Here is an 18166-nt window from a genome sequence, read left to right as displayed (position 1 = left end):
AAATTTTATACTAATACTGTAAATCATTCACTATGCGGTATTCACAATTTTTATCTTTTGAATGGAAGCAGTTTAAACGCTCGTCTTCTTTTCAAAAAGGCATTGGTATTAAAATAGTACTCCTTTTAGCAGCTCTTTATTTTATAGCTGCTTTTACCAGTTTAGGATTGGTTGCTTATTATTTAATACAAAAGTCATTTCCTCAGTTAGACCCTATAGTCGTTGTAAACAATTATCTAATTTTTTGGTTTTTATTAGATTTAACCTATCGCTTTTTTTTACAACAATTACCGGTAATGAATATTAAACCCTTTATGCTTGTTCCGGTTAAAAGGTCTACCATAATACATTATTTATTGGCCAAAACCAGTTGGTCGTTCTTTAATTGGTTGCCGCTCTTCTTTTTTATTCCTTTTGCCATAATTTTACTAGTAGAAGCTTACCCGTTAATACAAGTGATGGGCTGGTTGGTAGCTATGATTCTTTTCACGCTTTCGCTGAATTATTTAAACTTTCTCATCAATAAAAACAACACTTATTTTTATGGCTTAGTGAGTATTATCTTCAGTTTTGCTGCGCTGCGTTATTTTAATATTTATGACATCACCGTTTTGGCAGGAGAGTTTTTTAATAAAATGTACAGCCTATGGTATGCCTTTCTTATCCCCTTACTGTTGTTAGTGCTCTTATACCGCAGAAACTATGCATTTGTACGAAAAAGTTTTTATTTAGATGATGCAATCCGTAAAGAAAAGAAATTGGTGAAAACCCAAGAATTCTCCTTTTTAAATCGGTTCGGAAAAATGGCACCATTTTTAAAAAACGACCTCAAACTCATCCTTCGTAACGCACGACCAAAGCAAGTTTTATTTATGTCTTTTCTGTTTTTGTTTTATGGTCTTATTTTTTACACACAAGAAACATATAGCGATAGTCCCGCCTTTTTAGTATTTGCTTCTGTGTTTATTACGGGTGGCTTTTTACTCTCTTACGGGCAATTGGTACCTTCTTGGGACAGCGAATATTATAAGCTACTTATGAGTCAAAATATACCTTACCGTCAATACCTCGAGTCTAAATGGTACCTTATGCTGGTAGCTGTAATTATTTCATTTATTCTTGCTACGCCGTACATTTATTTTGGCTGGGATATTTATGCGATGATAGCAGCAGGGGCAATTTTTAATATTGGTTTAAATTCGTTTATTACGCTTTTTGGAGGTGCTTTAAACCGAGTACCAGTAGAGCTAAATGTTAAAGCAAAAGCCTTTGGTAATACACAAGGCTTTAACCCGACTCAATTGCTTATTGCACTACCTAAAATGCTTGGCCCAATGCTTATTTTTTACATACCTTATAAACTGATAAATTTTAATGCAGGTTTATTGGCTTTAGCTTTAAGCGGATTGATTGGCTTGATGCTTAAATCATTTTTCTTAAACAAAATAGAATCCATATACCAAAAAGGAAAATACAAAACCATTGCGGCTTTTAATGAAAAAAAATAAACTATGATTCGCGTAGAAAACTTATCCAAAAAATACAATCAAGATGAGGTGTTGCATATTGAGCATCTAGAAATTCCTAAAGGTCAAAGCTTTGGTTTGGTAGGAAATAATGGCGCTGGTAAAACCACTTTTTTTAGCCTTTTGCTCGATTTGATACAACCTACCACTGGGCATATTGTAAGCAATACGATACGCATAGATGCCAGTGAAGATTGGAAACCCTTTACTGCTGCTTTTATAGACGAGTCTTTTTTAATAGGCTACCTAACCGCTGAAGAATACTTTTACTTTATAGGAGAGTTGCGCGGCCAAAGTAAAACGGCGGTAGATGCGCTATTAGCTGAGTTTGAAGATTTTTTTCAGGATGAAATTCTACAAAAAAAGAAATATTTGCGCGACCTATCTAAAGGGAACCAGAAGAAAGTTGGCATCATCGCTGCACTTATTGGTCAACCAGATGTGGTGATTTTAGATGAACCTTTTGCCAATTTAGATCCCACTACACAAATACGCTTAAAGAAGATTATAAAAGATTTAGATGAAAACACCGAAACCACCATTTTAATTTCGAGTCACGATTTGATTCATGTAACCGAAGTTTGTGAGCGCATTGTGGTTTTAGACAAAGGGGAACCGGTAAAAGACATTCAAACCAGTCAAGCTACTTTAGAAGAATTAGAAGCCTATTTCAATAAATAACCTATTTTTCTTTAAAAGAGCTTTCATAATTTTGTTTTTCTAGTCACCATATACGTTTAAAAAAAATATATTACCACAAACCTGTGCTTTTTAGGGTGCAGGTTTTTTTAATGAAAAAAAGACCGTATTTTTACTGCCAATGATACTAAAAATACCTTTACGGAGTTATTTTTAGAGGAGGTAAACAATTTATGAATAAACACAAAAGCGTTCAACTAATCACCTTGTTGCTAGTGGGTTTAAGTTTGGTTTCTTGTTCTCGTAAAAGGAACAAGTGGCTCAACCGCAACTTTCACGCAATGGGTGCCTACTACAATATTATATACAACGGTAACCTTGCATTAGAAGAGGGTAAGCAAGAAATTGCACAAACTTATGTAGATGATTACTGGAAAATTTTACCTGTAGAACGGCTTGAGATTATCGAGGCATCCGAAAAAGACGAGCAAGCCAAGAATCAGCATTTTGAACGTGCCGAGGAAAAGGCTGCCAAAGCCATACAAAAACACAATATGCATATTGCGGGCACCGAGTATAATCCGCAAATGGATAAAGCCTTCATTTTGTTAGGTAAAGCCCGGTATTACGATCAGCGTTTTTTTCCTGCATTAGAGGCCTTTAATTACATCATAACAGACTACCCCGAAAGCGATCAACTGGCAACCGCGCGCATTTGGCGAGAAAAGACCAATATGCGAATGGGGAATCACGAAACGGCTATTAAAAATATTGAAGCCCTTTTAAGTTCGGGAATAGCCTTTTCAGAAGAAGATTATACGCATGCTTATGCTACCTTAGCGCAAGCTTACTTAAATTTAGAACAAGAAGAGCAGGCGCTAGCGGCCATTGAAAATGCTGCCGCTTATGCTAAGTCGCACGCAGACCAAGGCAGGTACTTGTTCATCAAGGGGCAGTTGCATAAATCGCTAAATCAGATAGATTCGGCCAATGCCGCTTTTGATCGGGTAATCGCTCTAAACCGCAAATCGCCTCGTGAATATATGATCAATGCGTATATGCAGCAAATTCAAAACCTTGATTTCACCCAACAGGATACGCTAGCTACTATGGAGCTGCTAAATGAACTAGCCGAAAACAGAGAGAACAGGCCTTATCTAGATCGAATTTATTATCAATTTGCCGAGGTTTACAAGCAAAAAGATACACTCCCAGCGGCAGTAGATTTCTATAACAAGTCTTTGCGCGAAGATTCAAGAGATAAGTATTTAGTTTCTCGAAATTATCTGAATTTGGCGGTGATCAATTTTGATGCGGCACAATATAAAACCGCTGGTAAATACTATGATTCTACCTTGGTGCAATTAGACAAAAGCACCCGCGAGTACCGTAGCATTTTAAAGAAAAGAGAAAATTTAGATGACGTCATTTTGTACGAAGATATTGCGGTAAAAAACGATAGTATTCTGCGCATAGCCGATATGTCGGCCGAAGAGCAACTCAGTTTCTTTACAGATTTTACGCAGAAGCAAAAAGAAAAAGCCATCGCCCAAGCAAAACAGCAATTAAAAGAAAAAAATGCTCAACCCAAAGACCTATTTAAAACGCAGGCCAGTATGGTGTCTAACCGACGTGGATTAGGAGGTGGAGCTAGTTTTTATTTTTATGATAATAACCAAGTACAAAAAGGAATCCAGAAATTTAAAAAGCAATGGGGAGATATTCCTTTGGTAGATAATTGGCGCTATGAAGATGTAAAACAAGCCAAGAAAGACAGCAAAAAACAGCAAGAAGAAGCCATTTTTGAAGCCATTGAAGAAGACCCTATTTATCAACCAGAAACCTATATCAGTCAGATTCCCAAAGATCAGGTGGTTTTAGATAGCTTGGCTAAAGACCGCAATTTTGCCTACTATCAACTTGGTGTTATCTACAAAGAAAAATTTAAAGAATATCAATTGGCAGCCAATAAGCTAGAGGCTTTATTGAAAAACAATCCGGAAGAGCGATTGATATTACCTTCTAAATACAACTTATATAAGATTTATGAGATTACGGGCAATGCCCAACGACAACGGTTTTGGAAAGAAGATATTCTTGCTAATCACCCCGACTCAAGATATGCTACTATTTTGCGCAACCCACAAGGATTAATAGGCGATCAAAACAGTCCGCAAGCCGTGTATAAACAACTTTATCTGGCCTATCAAAATGAAGAGTTTGATGGCTTGATTGCGCAAATACAGCAAGAAATTGAGCTTTTTACAGGGAATGATATTGTACCCAAATTAGAACTTTTAAAAGCTTATGTACAGGCAAGAGTTAACGGGCTTTCAGCCTATAAAAAAGCTTTGAATTATTTAGCTTTAACCTATCCGCAAAGCGAAGAAGGTAAAACCGCCGAAAATTTATTACAAACGGCCATACCGGCTTTAGAGCAAAAGCAATTCGATTTTAAGCGAACAGATACACATTATAAAATTGTTTTTGTGTTTAATACGCAAGAAGAGCAAGCATTAACCACATTAAAAGAACAGCTGCTTGCTGGTATAGGCCACGTGCAAGCCAGTGATTTAAGTGTATCGGAAGATCCTTATATCCCAGGTCAGAAGTTTTTAGTGGTGCACGGTTTAAAAAGTGAACAAGGAGCACTTGGGTTTTTAGAAAAATTGAAAAAAGAAACAGACCTGACTTATGATCGTCAACCTTATAGTGTGGCTGCTAAGAACTATAAGCTTATACAGATGAAGAAGAATTTTGATATATACCTAGAAAAATTAAAATAAGATGTTTTCAGAAAATAAAAGAGATAAAAAATCGAAAAAAGAAATGAATCACCTGAGTAAAGAGCAGAATAAAATTGCAGAGGGAACTACTATTAAAGGAGATTTAGAAGGTCAAGGCAGTTTTAGAATTGACGGAAAGATTATTGGTACCGTTAAAACTGCTGGTAAGATTGTTTTAGGTAAAAATGGCGTGATTGAAGGCGAGATAACCTGCGAGGATGCGGATTTAGAAGGATTGGTAAAAGGCAATATTGAAGTAAATAACACGCTAACTTTGAAATCGAGTGCTGTGGTTGAGGGCGAAGTGATTACCGGCAAATTAGCTATTGAACCAGGCGCCGATTTTAACGCCACTTGTACTATGAAAGGAGCCGTAAAATCTATGCATAATGACAAAAAACAAACCAAAGAAGGAAAAACCGCTTAACCAATGGGTGGTTTATACCGGTCTAGCCTTTCAAATGGGGGTAGTTATTGGTATTGGCGTTTTTGGTGGTATTTGGTTGGATGAACAGTTTCCTAATAAGTTTTCGGGCTTTACTATTGCCTGTTCATTGCTAGGCGTTTTCATCGCCTTGTATCAAGTTTACTCCAGCTTAAAAGATAAATAGATGAAAGAAAATTTCGGACAATCCCTAAGGGTGTTCCTTAAAAAGTTGTTGTTGTTCACCTTAATTTTGGGAGGATTACATTATTTATTAGCATTTACAGTTTTACAATTTGATTTGTATTATAGCATACCGGTAATGTACCTTTTTTTAAGCCTACTTACTCTAATCGTCTATGTATGTGTGTTATGGATTGCAAACAACTTTCCCGATAAGGCTGGCTTTACTTTTATGGGATTAGGAATGCTAAAAATGTTTATTGCCGTTGCTTTTCTAATACCTATAATGCTCTATAAGAAAGATGATGTAAATGTAATGGCTAGCGTATTCTCCTTTTTTGTGCCATATCTTTTTTATTTAGGCTTCGAAACCTTACACGCCGTAAAGCTTATAAAGATGAACGATTAAGTTATAGGGAATTCGTTAAGCAACAATTTTTCTCCGTCATAACTAGCATAGGTATAGTACTGTATCCAGTCGCCTAAATTTACATATCGGCTTGATTCGCTTAAAGCGATATCTAAAGGTAAGTGTCTATGCCCAAAAATAAAATAATCATAATGCTCTTGAGCTAATTTTCGTTTGGCATATTGCACCAACCATTCCTTTTCTTCACCTAAAAATTTTGCATCTTCATCTCCCGAAATCAGCTTATTTTTAACCGATAAATGCTTGGCTAAACGCACACCAATATCGGGGTGCAACCACCGGTAAAACCATTTTGATAACGGATGCACAAATACTTTTTTCATACGTTTATACCCTAAGTCGCCCGGACCCAAACCGTCACCGTGACCAATAAAAAACTTTTCATTTCCCAGTTGAAAAACCTGTGGCTCGTGATAAACGGGTATATTCAATTCTTTTTGAAAATAATCATTCATCCATAAATCGTGATTGCCTACAAAGAAATAAACCGGTATACCCTGGTCGGTAAACTCGGCTAACTTCCCCAGAATACGAACAAAGCCCTTAGGAACTACCTGTTTATACTCAAACCAAAAGTCAAATAAATCGCCCAGCACAAAGAGAGCAGCAGCATCTTTTTGAATAGTAGTCAACCATTTAAGCAGGTGCATTTCGCGTGGCCTACTTTGCTCTTCAGTAGGCGCTCCCAAGTGATGGTCACTGGTAAAATAAACTTTTTTATTAGGCAGTATTTGAATCGTTTTCATAGCGTTAGCAAATGTACTACAATTTAACAAACTGACTTAGCAGCAGCAAAAAAACAAAATTAGTAATGGACTATAGTAAAAATAAATATACCTTAGAATTGAGTTTATAAATCTGTATTTATAACCCCGGATTGCGCGTTTTGAGTTTGAAAAAAGTTTAATACAAGGTTCACCTTGACGGAAGAAATTATTGGTAAAAAATAGAAACACAAACGGAGTTGTAGCCAATAGCGCGGTTTTGGTTTCAACAATTAAAAATAATTAGGGTGAATGATTTGAAATTACTAAATTTAAACCGATAAAACTATGACCTATGGCTATTGCAAAACCTTTTAATTTACAGAAATGGATTACAGAAAATCGCGCATTTTTAAAACCTCCCGTAGGCAATAAAAATCTATACAAAGAATCTGGCGATTATATTGTAATGATTGTAGCAGGGCCAAACGCTCGTAAAGATTATCATTATAATGAAACCGAAGAATTGTTTTATCAATTAGAAGGAAATATCGAAGTACATATTCAAGAAAATGGGGAAAAAAAGACAATGCAATTAGGACCAGGAGATATGTATTTGCATCCAGCAAAGGTACCGCATTCGCCAGCGAGAGCTGAAAACTCGATTGGTTTGGTAATCGAACGCAAACGTAAAGATTTAACAGGCAAAGACGGCTTACTGTGGTTTTGCGATAACTGTAATCATAAATTGTATGAAGTGTACTTCCCCTTAGAGGATATAGAAAAAGATTTTTTAAAGCATTTTAAACATTTTTATACTAGCAAAGAATTGCGCACTTGCAACAATTGCGGCGAAGTGATGCCGGTAGATGAGCGCTTTGTGGGTGAAGAGTAATTAAGTCTTTTCAATCAGTGAAAAATTTTCTTTAAACAAACTATATCCTAATCTTAGCCAATTTTATTATTAGTGCTAGAAAGCTGCATCAGATTACACAAAATTGCTTCTAGTAGGTAATTGGCTTAATTGTATAGATCTAATTTGAACTTAGTGCAATTGTTAGATTGCAGTATAAAAATTTATGATAAATTATCGCTTAAAATTAATTTACAATAATGCTATACTTGTTAAATGAAATTTAAATGGTTCAAGAAATAATTTATCATTTTCTAAGTTTATTTTCTCTAAAATACTTCGATTAGTTTTATAAATTAGGAGCTACAATGTGTTAATAATTGAATCCTTGGGATTTTTGTTCAAAGTCATAACTCTCTAATTCGTTTCTGATATAGCTGTCAAATTGCTGAATATCAATCATAAGTACTTCTTCAATAGTATTCTGTAATTTTTTAATGGATTTTCCGCTCTTCATTAATTTAAATAAAGATTTTTTTCCTCCTTTTTTATATGCTAGATCGCATAGAAAAGCGCTCAACGTGTATTGTAAAGAAGTATCGTAGTCCAAAACATAATTATCTTTAAAAAACTCCTTAAATAAATCAACTTTATTTGATTTTAGATGTTGCTTGAGCTTTGATAAGTGGTTTTCATAGGTAAAACCTTTTGATCCACCAAATAACGTAGCGAGACCTTCATTCATATAGGGGTGTATTTCGGTAAATTTCTCATAAACATAAAGATGAACAAGTTCGTGGATGTTTATTTCTTGATTATTTCCAGAAAAAATTAAACGATCGTGTGGATAGGTCAAAGCACCATTTTGATTAGAAAAAAACATAGATTCTTCAAAATCATAACCAATTAGCTTCATCAAGTCAAAGTTAGATTCACACAGAAAATAAGTAAAACTGATAGGTTGAAGCTCAAAAAACACACCTATCTTCTTATTGATATTATTATAAATTTCTGCTTGTTTTTTATTCACTTCAATGTTTTTCGGAGTCCAATACGTTATTTTATCAAATTTTTCATTTTTCCAATTCCTCAAATTATAGCTTAGAATATTTTTCAGTTTAAATTCATTCTGATATTTAACGATTAAAATATTGTAAATATAAATTAAAGAAGATTGTCCATTACTATTGTCAAACCAACCAATCTTAGCAATATAACGTTCATTAGTTATCTTGTTTAATGTAAGAAGATTCGGTGACAACAGCGAATGACCGTAATTTTCTATTTTATAAAGTTCAAAAAAAGGGTAGTTATAAAATTGATTATCGTGAGGTAACCAATATTGATTTTCAGAATATGAATTATTTTTTGTTTTAAAAAAACGCTTTAAGACTGAAATTAAATCTTTAAATTCATCTTTTGATTTATCATTGTATTCTATAGTGGGGTTAAGGTTTAAATTTACCTCGTTAAAGCTTTGTGACTTACAATTTAAAACAAAAGTAAAGAATAAAAAAAAGGTGATTTTTGGCATCTTATCTGAATATATTTAGACCGTATAGAAATAGGTCAAATTATAACTTTTCGGTCCATTTTTTACTAATTTTTCAATTTTCATTTTTTAGAATTTTCGGTATTTTAAAAATTAAAACGTAAATCGAGATGGTATAGATAATGATGTAGATGGACATCAAATTAAAGGTAATTTCCACGCTATTATACTTGAAAAAACTAAACAGTAAATTAATTACTATGTGAATAATTATAGGGTAGAAAAGGTTTTTTGATTTCCAAAAAACATATCCTATAATCAATCCACTAAAAAAAGTTACCAAAGATTTTTCAAAATCTAAATGTCCTAGGCCAAACAATATAGAACTTACTAAAATAGCAACCTTATAATTGGTTTTGATTAATAACTTTTTCATTACAAGACCCCTATATAAAAACTCTTCTAATATGGGCATAATAACAATGGTGTTAATGATGATAAAAAGATTTTGTAAACTAATATTTTGAAAAAATAGTGAATTTTCAAACGCTGGGATAGACATGCTATTTAACCTAAAATTTCTTACAAATAAAAAAAGGTTAGTTATAGGGAATGCTATGAAAATTATCAAACCAATTACGAATGAAACAAGTATAAATTTCACACTAATATTTTTTTTTAGTGTCAAGTCAACTCTCCATAAATATTTAAGAATCAATATTGTTATTAAATAACTGATAGTGATGCTAAGTGTGAATAAAAAATCAATTGTTTTGTTATCCTTAAAAAACAATTTGATGATTAATGAAAATAGCGTAACTATTATGAAAGGTAATAAAAAAACTAAAGCAAGATTTAAAATATTCCTAATCTTCTTCATACTTAAAAATCTGCTTTAGTTTATAACTGTTTAATGAAAAATCAAATGTTTCAAAGCTGTGAAAATCGGTTGATGTGTCCCCTGTGCTAATGCTTGATCTCTTATGCAATCTTCACAGGGAGGGTGACAATCATTCTCAGTCCCTCCAGAAATCGTGGCCAATAATTCATTTGAAGCTGTAGCTTCTGCTCTGCTCTTTAAAGCATCTAAAGTTAATTTACTCATAATTTAAAGTATTAAAATGGTTTATAAAATGTTTTTGTTAAAACCAGCATAACTTTAAAGCTATAAATACCGTGCACTGTAAATATAGAAAGAAAAGTAATTTAATTTCAACATGTCAAAGAAATGTTAAAAATAAATTAGATATCATTTGTAAAGTAACTAATACAGTTATATTTATGATAAATATTTTTATATAATAAATAATGTAGGAAATAAAATAAGGTGCTTAAGAAAGACTAAAGAACTTTCTCAAGATTACCTTGCCTTACAATTAGGAATCACACAACCCAGTTACGCTCGATTAGAAAAAGATGATCATAGATTAAACATTGTTCGGCTTATACAAATAGCCCGTATATTAAAAACAACGGTTGCAGATCTGGTCGATGAAAAAAACCAAAATGTTATCAATCAGCAAAATAGCCAACGTCCCAATGCTTATGTAGATAGCGTGATCAATGCAGACAAGGAACATATCGAAACCTTAAGGAGCGAAATTGCTTTTCTAAGAAAACTTACAGAAAACAAGATTATTGATTAATGGTACTTTAAAAACCTCAAACAATTGCGGCGAAGTGATGCCGGTAGATGAGCGCTTTGTGGGTAAAGACTAATTAAGTCTTTTCAATCAGCGAAAGAATTTCTTTAAACAAACTATATCCTAATCTTAGCCAATTTTATTCCTAGTGCTAGAAAGCTGCATCAGATTACATAAAATTGATTACGGTAGCTAAGCTTTTATCGGCTACTTTTATTATCTAAATCAATTTTCACTGGTTTTTAGGCTAAATTTTCTCTTTAAAATCTTATTTTAGGCGAATTAAATTGGGGAGGCAAGTTTTGCCTAAAAATAAATAATCTAAACAGAAATTTTATTATGAGTCAAATTGCAAAAGAATTTGGAATCGACAAGGCCTTGGAAGAATTGGGCTTAAATCAAGATATTAATAACGGTACTTCTACTGGCGAAGATTTTTTTAGTAGCGGTGAGGTTATCGAGTCTTACTCACCGGTAGATGGTGCTTTAATTGGTAAGGTGCGCGCTACTACAAAAGAAGATTATGATAAAGTTATAGCGGCTGCCACAGCTGGATTTAAAGAATGGCGCACAATGCCTGCACCACAACGTGGTGAAATCGTAAGACAGTTTAATGATGAACTGCGAAGATTAAAAGAGCCTTTAGGGAAATTGGTTTCTTATGAGATGGGTAAATCCTACCAAGAAGGATTAGGTGAAGTGCAGGAAATGATAGATATCTGCGACTTTGCAGTTGGTCTTTCGCGACAGTTGCACGGTTTAACCATGCACTCTGAGCGTCCTGGTCATAGAATGTACGAACAATACCATCCACTTGGCGTGGTAGGTATTATCTCAGCGTTCAACTTCCCAGTAGCGGTTTGGTCTTGGAATACCGCATTAGCTTGGGTTTGTGGCGATGCTTGTATCTGGAAAGGTTCAGAAAAAACACCATTAACTTCTGTTGCTTGTCAAAACATTGCTGCACGCGTATTTGCTAGCAATAATGTACCGGCTGGTATTTCTTGTTTAATTACAGGAGACTACAAAGTTGGTGAATTTATGACTAAAGATGAGCGAATTCCTTTAATCTCGGCAACAGGATCTACCAGAATGGGAAAAATTGTAGCCAAAGAAGTTGCAGGGCGTTTAGGAAAAACCCTATTGGAGCTAGGAGGTAATAATGCTATAATTGTAACGCCAGATGCCAATATTAAAAATACCGTAATTGGTGCTGTATTTGGAGCAGTAGGTACTTGCGGACAGCGTTGTACTTCGACTAGAAGATTAATTGTGCACGAAGAGGTGTATGATAAAGTAAAAAATGCTATTGTAGACGCCTACAAACAAATCAAAATTGGTAATCCTTTAGATGAGAATAATCACGTGGGGCCGTTAATCGATAAAGATGCGGTAAAAAATTACCAAAATGCCTTGGATAAAGTAGTTGAAGAAGGCGGAAATATTTTGGTTGAAGGTGGTGTTCTTGAAGGTGAAGGTTATGAGAGCGGATGCTATGTAAAACCAGCTATCGCCGAAGCCGAAAATCATTTTGAAATCGTTCAACACGAAACTTTTGCACCTGTACTGTATTTGATGAAGTATAAAGGAGATGTTGCCAATGCTTTAGAGTTACAAAATGGCGTGCGTCAAGGATTGTCTTCTGCTATAATGACCAACAACTTGCATGAAGCAGAGCGCTTCTTGTCTGTAGAAGGATCTGATTGCGGAATTGCCAACGTAAATATTGGTACTTCTGGAGCCGAGATTGGTGGTGCCTTTGGCGGAGAGAAAGAAACTGGTGGAGGTCGCGAATCGGGTTCTGATGCTTGGAAAATCTATATGAGAAGACAAACCAACACGATAAACTATACCACCGAGTTGCCTTTGGCACAAGGAATAAAATTCGACTTATAAATTGAAATTAGTGCATTCCTCTCGTTCGTGTCTCACTCGTCGGATGCAGGGGCACAAGGAATAAAATTTGACTTATAAGGTAAAGGTATCGATTTAAGGTTAAACCTGATTTTGATCCGATTTCACCTTTAAAGGTTTTAAATTAAAAACCCTCACATTCACGTGAGGGTTTTATTTTAGATTTTCATTAGTCTTCTTAAAGGGATTGAAATCCGTAAAGGCTTAAAAAAAGGTATTAAAAACGGTAGCCAATGCTTAGACCTGCATTAAACTCAACAGAAGAGAAGCGGTCTTTTACTTCGTCGCTAAAATTCCTGGCAATATTGGCATAGGGTCCAATAACAAAGCGGTCATTAAAATTCCATTTATAACCAGCGCCAATACCAATCATAAAGCTATCCATATCGGTAACTTGTTTTACCCTTATATCGTTTCCTTCTACGGCTTTGGTAACTTTCTCTTCAAATTCGCCAAAACGGTATTTTAAAAACGGATTGATATAAACACCAGATCCAGGCATTTCTAATCCAAAGTAATACACATAACCTAGTTTTAAGCTATTGGTATTAAAATCTCTAGAGCCTTTCTCGCTATGGTAATTTATTCTATCATTGATAAGCACTTCTACATCTATGGCTTGATCATAACCAAAAAAATACTCGTAACCAACTTCTACAGAAGCAATGGCGATGGTGTTTGCAATATTTAGCTTTACTTCGCTATGTTTAAAGTCTTCTTCTTGTGCCCAAGCACTTAAACTTAAAAATAAAGCCAAACCGGCGGTAAGAATTTTTTTCATAATTATTTATTTCTAGCAAATATACATTAATTTCTGCCTTTTTCATCTTTATAGATTTGGTAAACGGGCTCACTTTGATACACTTCTTTAGTGTTTATTTCGATCATAGAGAGTTTACCTTTAAATGCGGCACCGGTATCTACATTTATTACATTGGCAGCTTGGTGAGGCTTATCTTTATTAATTCGGGTAACCGGTGTATGCCCAATATAAATCTCTTTAAATAGTTTTAATCTTTTGGGGTAGTAAATATGATCTTGAGGTAAATTAGAGTCGAGCGATAAAGCGGTTTCCCATAGGGTTCTGTCCCAAAAGCACATATAAGCTTCGTACTCATTATAAGGCCCATGCATATTGGTGAAACCGGCGTGCAAAAATAAGGTCTCCTCGTTTAAAATATAGTAATTTTTCATGCGTTCAAAAAAAGCAATATGTGTGTTGATTTCCTTTTCGGAAAGCTCGGCATATGATTTTATGGTAGACTCCCCCCCGTGTTGTAACCACTGATTGTTCATTTCACGGGTGATAAGCCATTGGTGAACCAAATCGTCATGATTACCTCGAATAAAAACACAGGGCTGCTTTTTTTCTAGTTCGATTAAATAACTTACCACATGGGCAGAATCGCTCCAGCCATCTACATAATCGCCCAAAAATATTAGTAAGTCATCTGAGGTGATAGCTGCTTTTTTTAAAATTTGTTGAAGTGCTTTTAAGCCGCCATGAATATCTCCTATGGCAAAAATTCGTTGACTCATGTGTTGCTGTAATTTACTTTTCTTAAAATGCGCATGCTGTCTTTGTATCGCGCATAAATATCGGGATAATTTTCTTTTAAAAGGTGTCTTATCTCTTCCAATTGGTCAATGGCTTGTGGTAATTGATTAAAATAGCACAAAAGAGCGGTGACAGGTAAACGCTTTAAGTTTTCTTGCTCGGTTAAAGTTAATTTATCCTGTTCTTTAATTTTCTTTATCAAATCATATTGACTATTTAATATATGAATTAAATTAGATTGGTTGTATTGCGGAGGTTCAAAAAGCATTTTACGATTTATGGTATAGGTCATATTGGGAGAAAAGAAAATATGCACTTCTTCAAGAGGGTAGTAACGATAATTTTTATTAAGACCTAAATGAACAAACTCGGTAATTTTAAAGCCTTGCTCATTATGCGCTATGGTTACTTCATCTAAATCAGAATAAAACAATTTTACCTGTTCGTTGATAAGTTCGATATTCACTCTAGAGTAAAATGTACCACGGTTATTTACCTTTTTCTTTCCTGCCCAGCACAACACAAAGTACTCTCTAAATACCAAATAATTAGGGTTGTATAAATTGTTGCTTTCATAAAAATCAAAAACACCATCAAGCGTGAGTTTAATGTTGTTTTGTGCTTGTTTCTCAATACTTTCTAATGCGTCTTTATTGTCTACAATGCTCTTAATTTCATGTTGTGGCTTACTAATGCTGCCTTCTCGTATAAAAACACTTGTCTTTTTATATTTCCAAATACTGCGCTTAAAAGAGCAAACTTTATCTTTTTGAGCTTTAATGCTTATCAATCCTATTACTTTACCACGTTTAAGATGAGCAAAAGGAATGTTTTCATAAATCACAAAAGGCGGATGGTTCAGATAAGCGTTGATAAGGTTTTGTATTTTACTATCGTCGTAAAAATCTACCCCTATTAAATGGTTGTTTTGGTCATCTACTCCTACCACAATATAGCTTGTATTATGCGGGTTTGCATTTGCCATGGCACAAATATGCTTTAGCAATTTAGCTTTACCCTCGCGCTGGTTAAGATTTAGTTTTAATTTTTTATCATAAAAGCTATTCTCAGAGCTGTGGGCCAATAAGTTTTTTATGAGTAAGCGTTTATTAATCATGTTTATCAATAATAGTCGAGCTCGCTTGCGCGCTTGGCATTACTACCAATTCGGTAATATTAACATGTTCGGGTTGTTGCAGCATATACAAAATAGTACGGGCTACGTCCTCAGCTTCTAGGGCTTTGTATCCTGTATATACTTGTTTTGCCCTTTCGGTATCATTTTTAAATCGCACTTCACTAAAATTAGTGGCTACCAATCCGGGGTGCACGGCTCCCACTTTAACCCCTGTACCGTTCAAATCTAAACGCATGCCGTGATTTAGCGCATCTACTGCGTGCTTACTGGCACAATACACATTGCCTTTTGGGTAAACTTCCTTGGCTGCGGTAGATCCTACGTTGATAATATGCCCCGATTTTCTCTCAACCATTTGAGGTAATATAGCTTGGGTTACATTAAGTAAACCTTTAACATTTATATCAAGCATAGCATCCCAATCCTCAGGATCGCCATCTTGCAAAAAATCTAAACCGTGTGCATTTCCAGCATTGTTTATTAAAATATCTATAGTAGAAAAACGCTTCGGAAGTTGCTTTACGGATGTATTAACTGCTTCACGACTACGTACATCAAAATTTAATACATGCGTTTTACAACCGGTTAATTCTTTTTGCAACTTATTTAAGGCTTCATGATTTCGTCCACATAAAATTAAACGAGCAAATTCTTTGCTTAAGCAAATGGCTGTGGCTCTACCAATACCACTAGAGGCACCTGTAATGAGTACTGTTTTATCTTGCATATTCTTATTTTTAATAAAGTTAGCCGAAATTTTAAAAACAAAAGTTAATTCGGCTTTAAAAATGTAGATTACTGCAACAGCCGCTATTATTTTTCGTCTAAGTAATAAAGCCTAAAAAGAGATGCGAAATCATAAGGCTTTTAACCAATTCTTAACAAGGATTCATGAATAATTTTATGATTTTGCGATGTTATATAAAAAGCTAATTTTACGATTTAAAATAATAAAATATGGAGCAAGAAAATCAAACAATAGATATAGCGAGCATCAATGAAAAAATAGAACGTGAAAGCGCTTTTGTGAGTGTTTTAATGGCCGAGATGGATAAAGTTATAGTTGGCCAGAAGCATATGGTAGAGCGTTTGCTTATTGGTTTGTTGGGTCAGGGCCATATCTTATTAGAGGGGGTTCCCGGATTGGCAAAAACCTTAGCTATTAATACCTTGTCTAAAGCAATTCAAGCTAGTTTTAGTCGTATACAGTTTACACCAGACTTATTACCTGCAGATGTAATAGGTACCATGATTTATAATATGAAAATCAATGATTTTAGCATAAAAAAGGGACCCATATTTGCCAATTTTGTTTTAGCCGATGAGATTAACCGTGCACCAGCAAAAGTGCAGTCTGCCCTGCTCGAGGCTATGCAAGAAAAACAAGTTACTATTGGCGATGAGACTTTTGTTCTTGATAAGCCTTTCTTGGTTATGGCTACTCAAAACCCAGTCGAGCAAGAAGGTACTTATCCGCTTCCCGAAGCTCAAGTTGACCGTTTTATGCTAAAAACGGTTATCGACTATCCCAGTATTGAAGATGAACAAAAAGTGGTACGCGCCAATCTAAAAGGTAGTTTTGCAAAGGTAAATCCGGTAATTAGTACTCAGCAAATTTTACAGGCCCAGCAGACGGTACGCGAGGTGTATATGGATGAAAAAATTGAAAAATACATTCTAGACATTATTTTCGCCACTCGATACCCAGAAAAATATAAGTTAGATAGCCTTAAACCGCTTATTTCATTTGGTGCCTCTCCAAGGGGAAGTATTAACTTGGCAACCGCAGCCAAATGTTACGCCTTTATTAAGCGCCGTGGTTATGTGATTCCCGAGGATGTTCGGGCGGTTGTACTCGACGTGTTGCGACACCGTATAGGTATTACCTATGAAGCTGAAGCCGAAAATATCACCTCTGAAGATATTATTCATAAAATTGTAAACGTGATTGAAGTACCTTAAATAGGAGCGGTAGGCAGAAGAGGTATTGTGTGAGCTGAATTTATAGTATGGAAACAAAGGAATTATTAAAAAAAGTTAGAAAAATTGAAATTAAAACCCGCCGGCTGAGTAATCATCTCTTTGGTGGGGAATACCACTCTGCTTTTAAAGGCAGAGGAATGACTTTTAGCGAAGTAAGGCAATATCAATTTGGAGATGATGTAAGAGCTATAGATTGGAATGTAACAGCTCGTTATAATGAACCCTTTGTAAAGGTCTTTGAAGAAGAGCGCGAACTTACTATGATGCTAGCGGTTGATGTTTCTTCTTCGGCAAACTTTGGTACACGAGCCGCATTTAAACGCGATATACTAACAGAAATTGCGGCTACCTTAGCCTTTTCGGCTACCCAAAACAATGATAAAATAGGATTACTGCTCTTTACAGATAAAGTTGAATTGTATATTCCGCCCAAAAAAGGCCGCTCACATGTTTTGCGCATCATTCGGGAATTAATTGAGTTTGAACCCCAGAAAAACCAAACAGATATCAATCAGGCTTTACAGTATTTACAAAATATGTTGCGTAAAAGCGCTATTCTTTTCATCTTATCGGATTTTATGAGCGGTAGCTACGAAAAACCGCTAAAAATATTAAGCAAGAAGCACGATGTAACGGGAATCAGGGTGTACGACGAACGTGAATTTGAAATGCCAAATGTAGGTTTGGTGCAAATGCAAGATGCCGAAACCAGCAATATAAAACTGGTGAATACAGGTTCTGCTAGAGTACGAAAATCCTACAAGGCGCATTACCTTAAACAAGTAGATTATTTTAAAAAAGCATTTAAAGCAAGTGGGGCTGGTGTTTTACAAACACGCGTAGACGAGAGTTATGTGAGAAAATTGTTGGGTTATTTTAAACAGAGAGGCTAA

Annotated in this window: 19 protein-coding genes; 11 read left to right on the top strand and 8 right to left on the bottom strand. The window is 35.0% G+C overall.

Features of this window, described 5'->3' with window-relative positions:
• Positions 1 to 32: 32 nt before the first annotated feature.
• From FT993_RS06790 to FT993_RS06765, 6 genes are all read left to right on the top strand, one after another.
• Positions 33 to 1508, top strand: a complete 1476-nt coding sequence (locus FT993_RS06790) for a DUF5687 family protein (protein ID WP_147861790.1) — start codon at positions 33 to 35, stop codon at positions 1506 to 1508.
• A gap of 3 nt (positions 1509 to 1511) precedes the next feature.
• Complete coding sequence (locus tag FT993_RS06785; RefSeq protein WP_147861789.1) at positions 1512 to 2207, top strand: ABC transporter ATP-binding protein; 696 nt, start codon at positions 1512 to 1514, stop codon at positions 2205 to 2207.
• Positions 2208 to 2398: 191 nt separating this feature from the next.
• Entirely contained in the window at positions 2399 to 4951 is a 2553-nt protein-coding gene (locus FT993_RS06780; RefSeq protein ID WP_147861788.1) for a hypothetical protein, read from the top strand.
• A 1-nt stretch (position 4952) separates the two neighbouring features.
• A complete protein-coding gene (locus tag FT993_RS06775; protein ID WP_147861787.1) occupies positions 4953 to 5378 on the top strand; it encodes a polymer-forming cytoskeletal protein in 426 nt (141 codons plus the stop codon).
• Positions 5341 to 5562, top strand: coding sequence for an AtpZ/AtpI family protein (locus FT993_RS06770; protein ID WP_147861786.1), 222 nt, complete (start codon positions 5341 to 5343; stop codon positions 5560 to 5562). Before FT993_RS06775 ends, FT993_RS06770 begins: the two co-directional genes overlap by 38 nt.
• Positions 5563 to 5967, top strand: coding sequence for a hypothetical protein (locus FT993_RS06765; RefSeq protein WP_147861785.1), 405 nt, complete (start codon positions 5563 to 5565; stop codon positions 5965 to 5967).
• Here the strand turns inward: FT993_RS06765 and FT993_RS06760 are convergent.
• A complete protein-coding gene (locus FT993_RS06760; RefSeq protein ID WP_370450886.1) occupies positions 5964 to 6734 on the bottom strand; it encodes a UDP-2,3-diacylglucosamine diphosphatase in 771 nt (256 codons plus the stop codon). The two genes, FT993_RS06765 and FT993_RS06760, sit on opposite strands and share 4 nt — an antisense overlap.
• A 313-nt stretch (positions 6735 to 7047) precedes the next feature.
• Between FT993_RS06760 and FT993_RS06755 the strand changes: the two genes are divergently transcribed.
• Positions 7048 to 7587: a 3-hydroxyanthranilate 3,4-dioxygenase gene (locus FT993_RS06755; RefSeq protein ID WP_147861784.1), complete on the top strand. Its 540-nt coding sequence runs from the start codon at positions 7048 to 7050 to the stop codon at positions 7585 to 7587.
• A 331-nt stretch (positions 7588 to 7918) separates the two neighbouring features.
• Here the strand turns inward: FT993_RS06755 and FT993_RS06750 are convergent, their stop codons facing one another.
• The 3 genes from FT993_RS06750 to FT993_RS06740 form a co-directional block, all read right to left on the bottom strand.
• Positions 7919 to 9079, bottom strand: a complete 1161-nt coding sequence (locus FT993_RS06750; RefSeq protein WP_147861783.1) for a hypothetical protein — start codon at positions 9077 to 9079, stop codon at positions 7919 to 7921.
• Positions 9080 to 9152: 73 nt separating this feature from the next.
• Positions 9153 to 9599, bottom strand: a complete 447-nt coding sequence (locus FT993_RS12590) for a lysostaphin resistance A-like protein (protein ID WP_370450888.1) — start codon at positions 9597 to 9599, stop codon at positions 9153 to 9155.
• Positions 9600 to 9947: 348 nt separating this feature from the next.
• Complete coding sequence (locus FT993_RS06740; RefSeq protein ID WP_147861781.1) at positions 9948 to 10142, bottom strand: hypothetical protein; 195 nt, start codon at positions 10140 to 10142, stop codon at positions 9948 to 9950.
• Positions 10143 to 10314: 172 nt separating this feature from the next.
• Between FT993_RS06740 and FT993_RS12585 the strand changes: the two genes are divergently transcribed.
• Together FT993_RS12585 and FT993_RS06730 are read left to right on the top strand one after the other, a co-directional pair.
• Entirely contained in the window at positions 10315 to 10683 is a 369-nt protein-coding gene (locus FT993_RS12585) for a helix-turn-helix domain-containing protein (protein WP_147862011.1), read from the top strand.
• 336 nt (positions 10684 to 11019) lie between these two features.
• Positions 11020 to 12576: an aldehyde dehydrogenase family protein gene (locus FT993_RS06730; RefSeq protein WP_147861780.1), complete on the top strand. Its 1557-nt coding sequence runs from the start codon at positions 11020 to 11022 to the stop codon at positions 12574 to 12576.
• Between the two features lie 235 nt (positions 12577 to 12811).
• Here the strand turns inward: FT993_RS06730 and FT993_RS06725 are convergent, their stop codons facing one another.
• Genes FT993_RS06725 through FT993_RS06710 form a run of 4 tightly spaced genes read right to left on the bottom strand, consistent with a single transcriptional unit; the run spans position 12812 to position 16017 of the window.
• Complete coding sequence (locus FT993_RS06725; RefSeq protein ID WP_147861779.1) at positions 12812 to 13375, bottom strand: autotransporter outer membrane beta-barrel domain-containing protein; 564 nt, start codon at positions 13373 to 13375, stop codon at positions 12812 to 12814.
• A gap of 26 nt (positions 13376 to 13401) precedes the next feature.
• Positions 13402 to 14133: a metallophosphoesterase family protein gene (locus FT993_RS06720; protein WP_147861778.1), complete on the bottom strand. Its 732-nt coding sequence runs from the start codon at positions 14131 to 14133 to the stop codon at positions 13402 to 13404.
• On the bottom strand, positions 14130 to 15269 hold the full coding sequence (locus FT993_RS06715) for a DUF5929 domain-containing protein (protein ID WP_147861777.1): 1140 nt from the start codon (positions 15267 to 15269) through the stop codon (positions 14130 to 14132). Before FT993_RS06715 ends, FT993_RS06720 begins: the two co-directional genes overlap by 4 nt.
• On the bottom strand, positions 15262 to 16017 hold the full coding sequence (locus FT993_RS06710) for an SDR family NAD(P)-dependent oxidoreductase (RefSeq protein WP_147861776.1): 756 nt from the start codon (positions 16015 to 16017) through the stop codon (positions 15262 to 15264). The genes FT993_RS06715 and FT993_RS06710 overlap by 8 nt, the downstream gene beginning before the upstream one ends.
• 230 nt (positions 16018 to 16247) lie before the next feature.
• Between FT993_RS06710 and FT993_RS06705 the strand changes: the two genes are divergently transcribed.
• Complete coding sequence (locus tag FT993_RS06705) at positions 16248 to 17252, top strand: MoxR family ATPase (RefSeq protein WP_147861775.1); 1005 nt, start codon at positions 16248 to 16250, stop codon at positions 17250 to 17252.
• A 47-nt stretch (positions 17253 to 17299) separates the two neighbouring features.
• Positions 17300 to 18166, top strand: a complete 867-nt coding sequence (locus FT993_RS06700) for a DUF58 domain-containing protein (RefSeq protein ID WP_147861774.1) — start codon at positions 17300 to 17302, stop codon at positions 18164 to 18166.

It is taken from the genome of Mesonia sp. HuA40, from assembly GCF_008017835.1.
GTDB lineage: Bacteria > Bacteroidota > Bacteroidia > Flavobacteriales > Flavobacteriaceae > Mesonia.
This window is presented reverse-complemented; position numbering and strand designations above follow the sequence as displayed.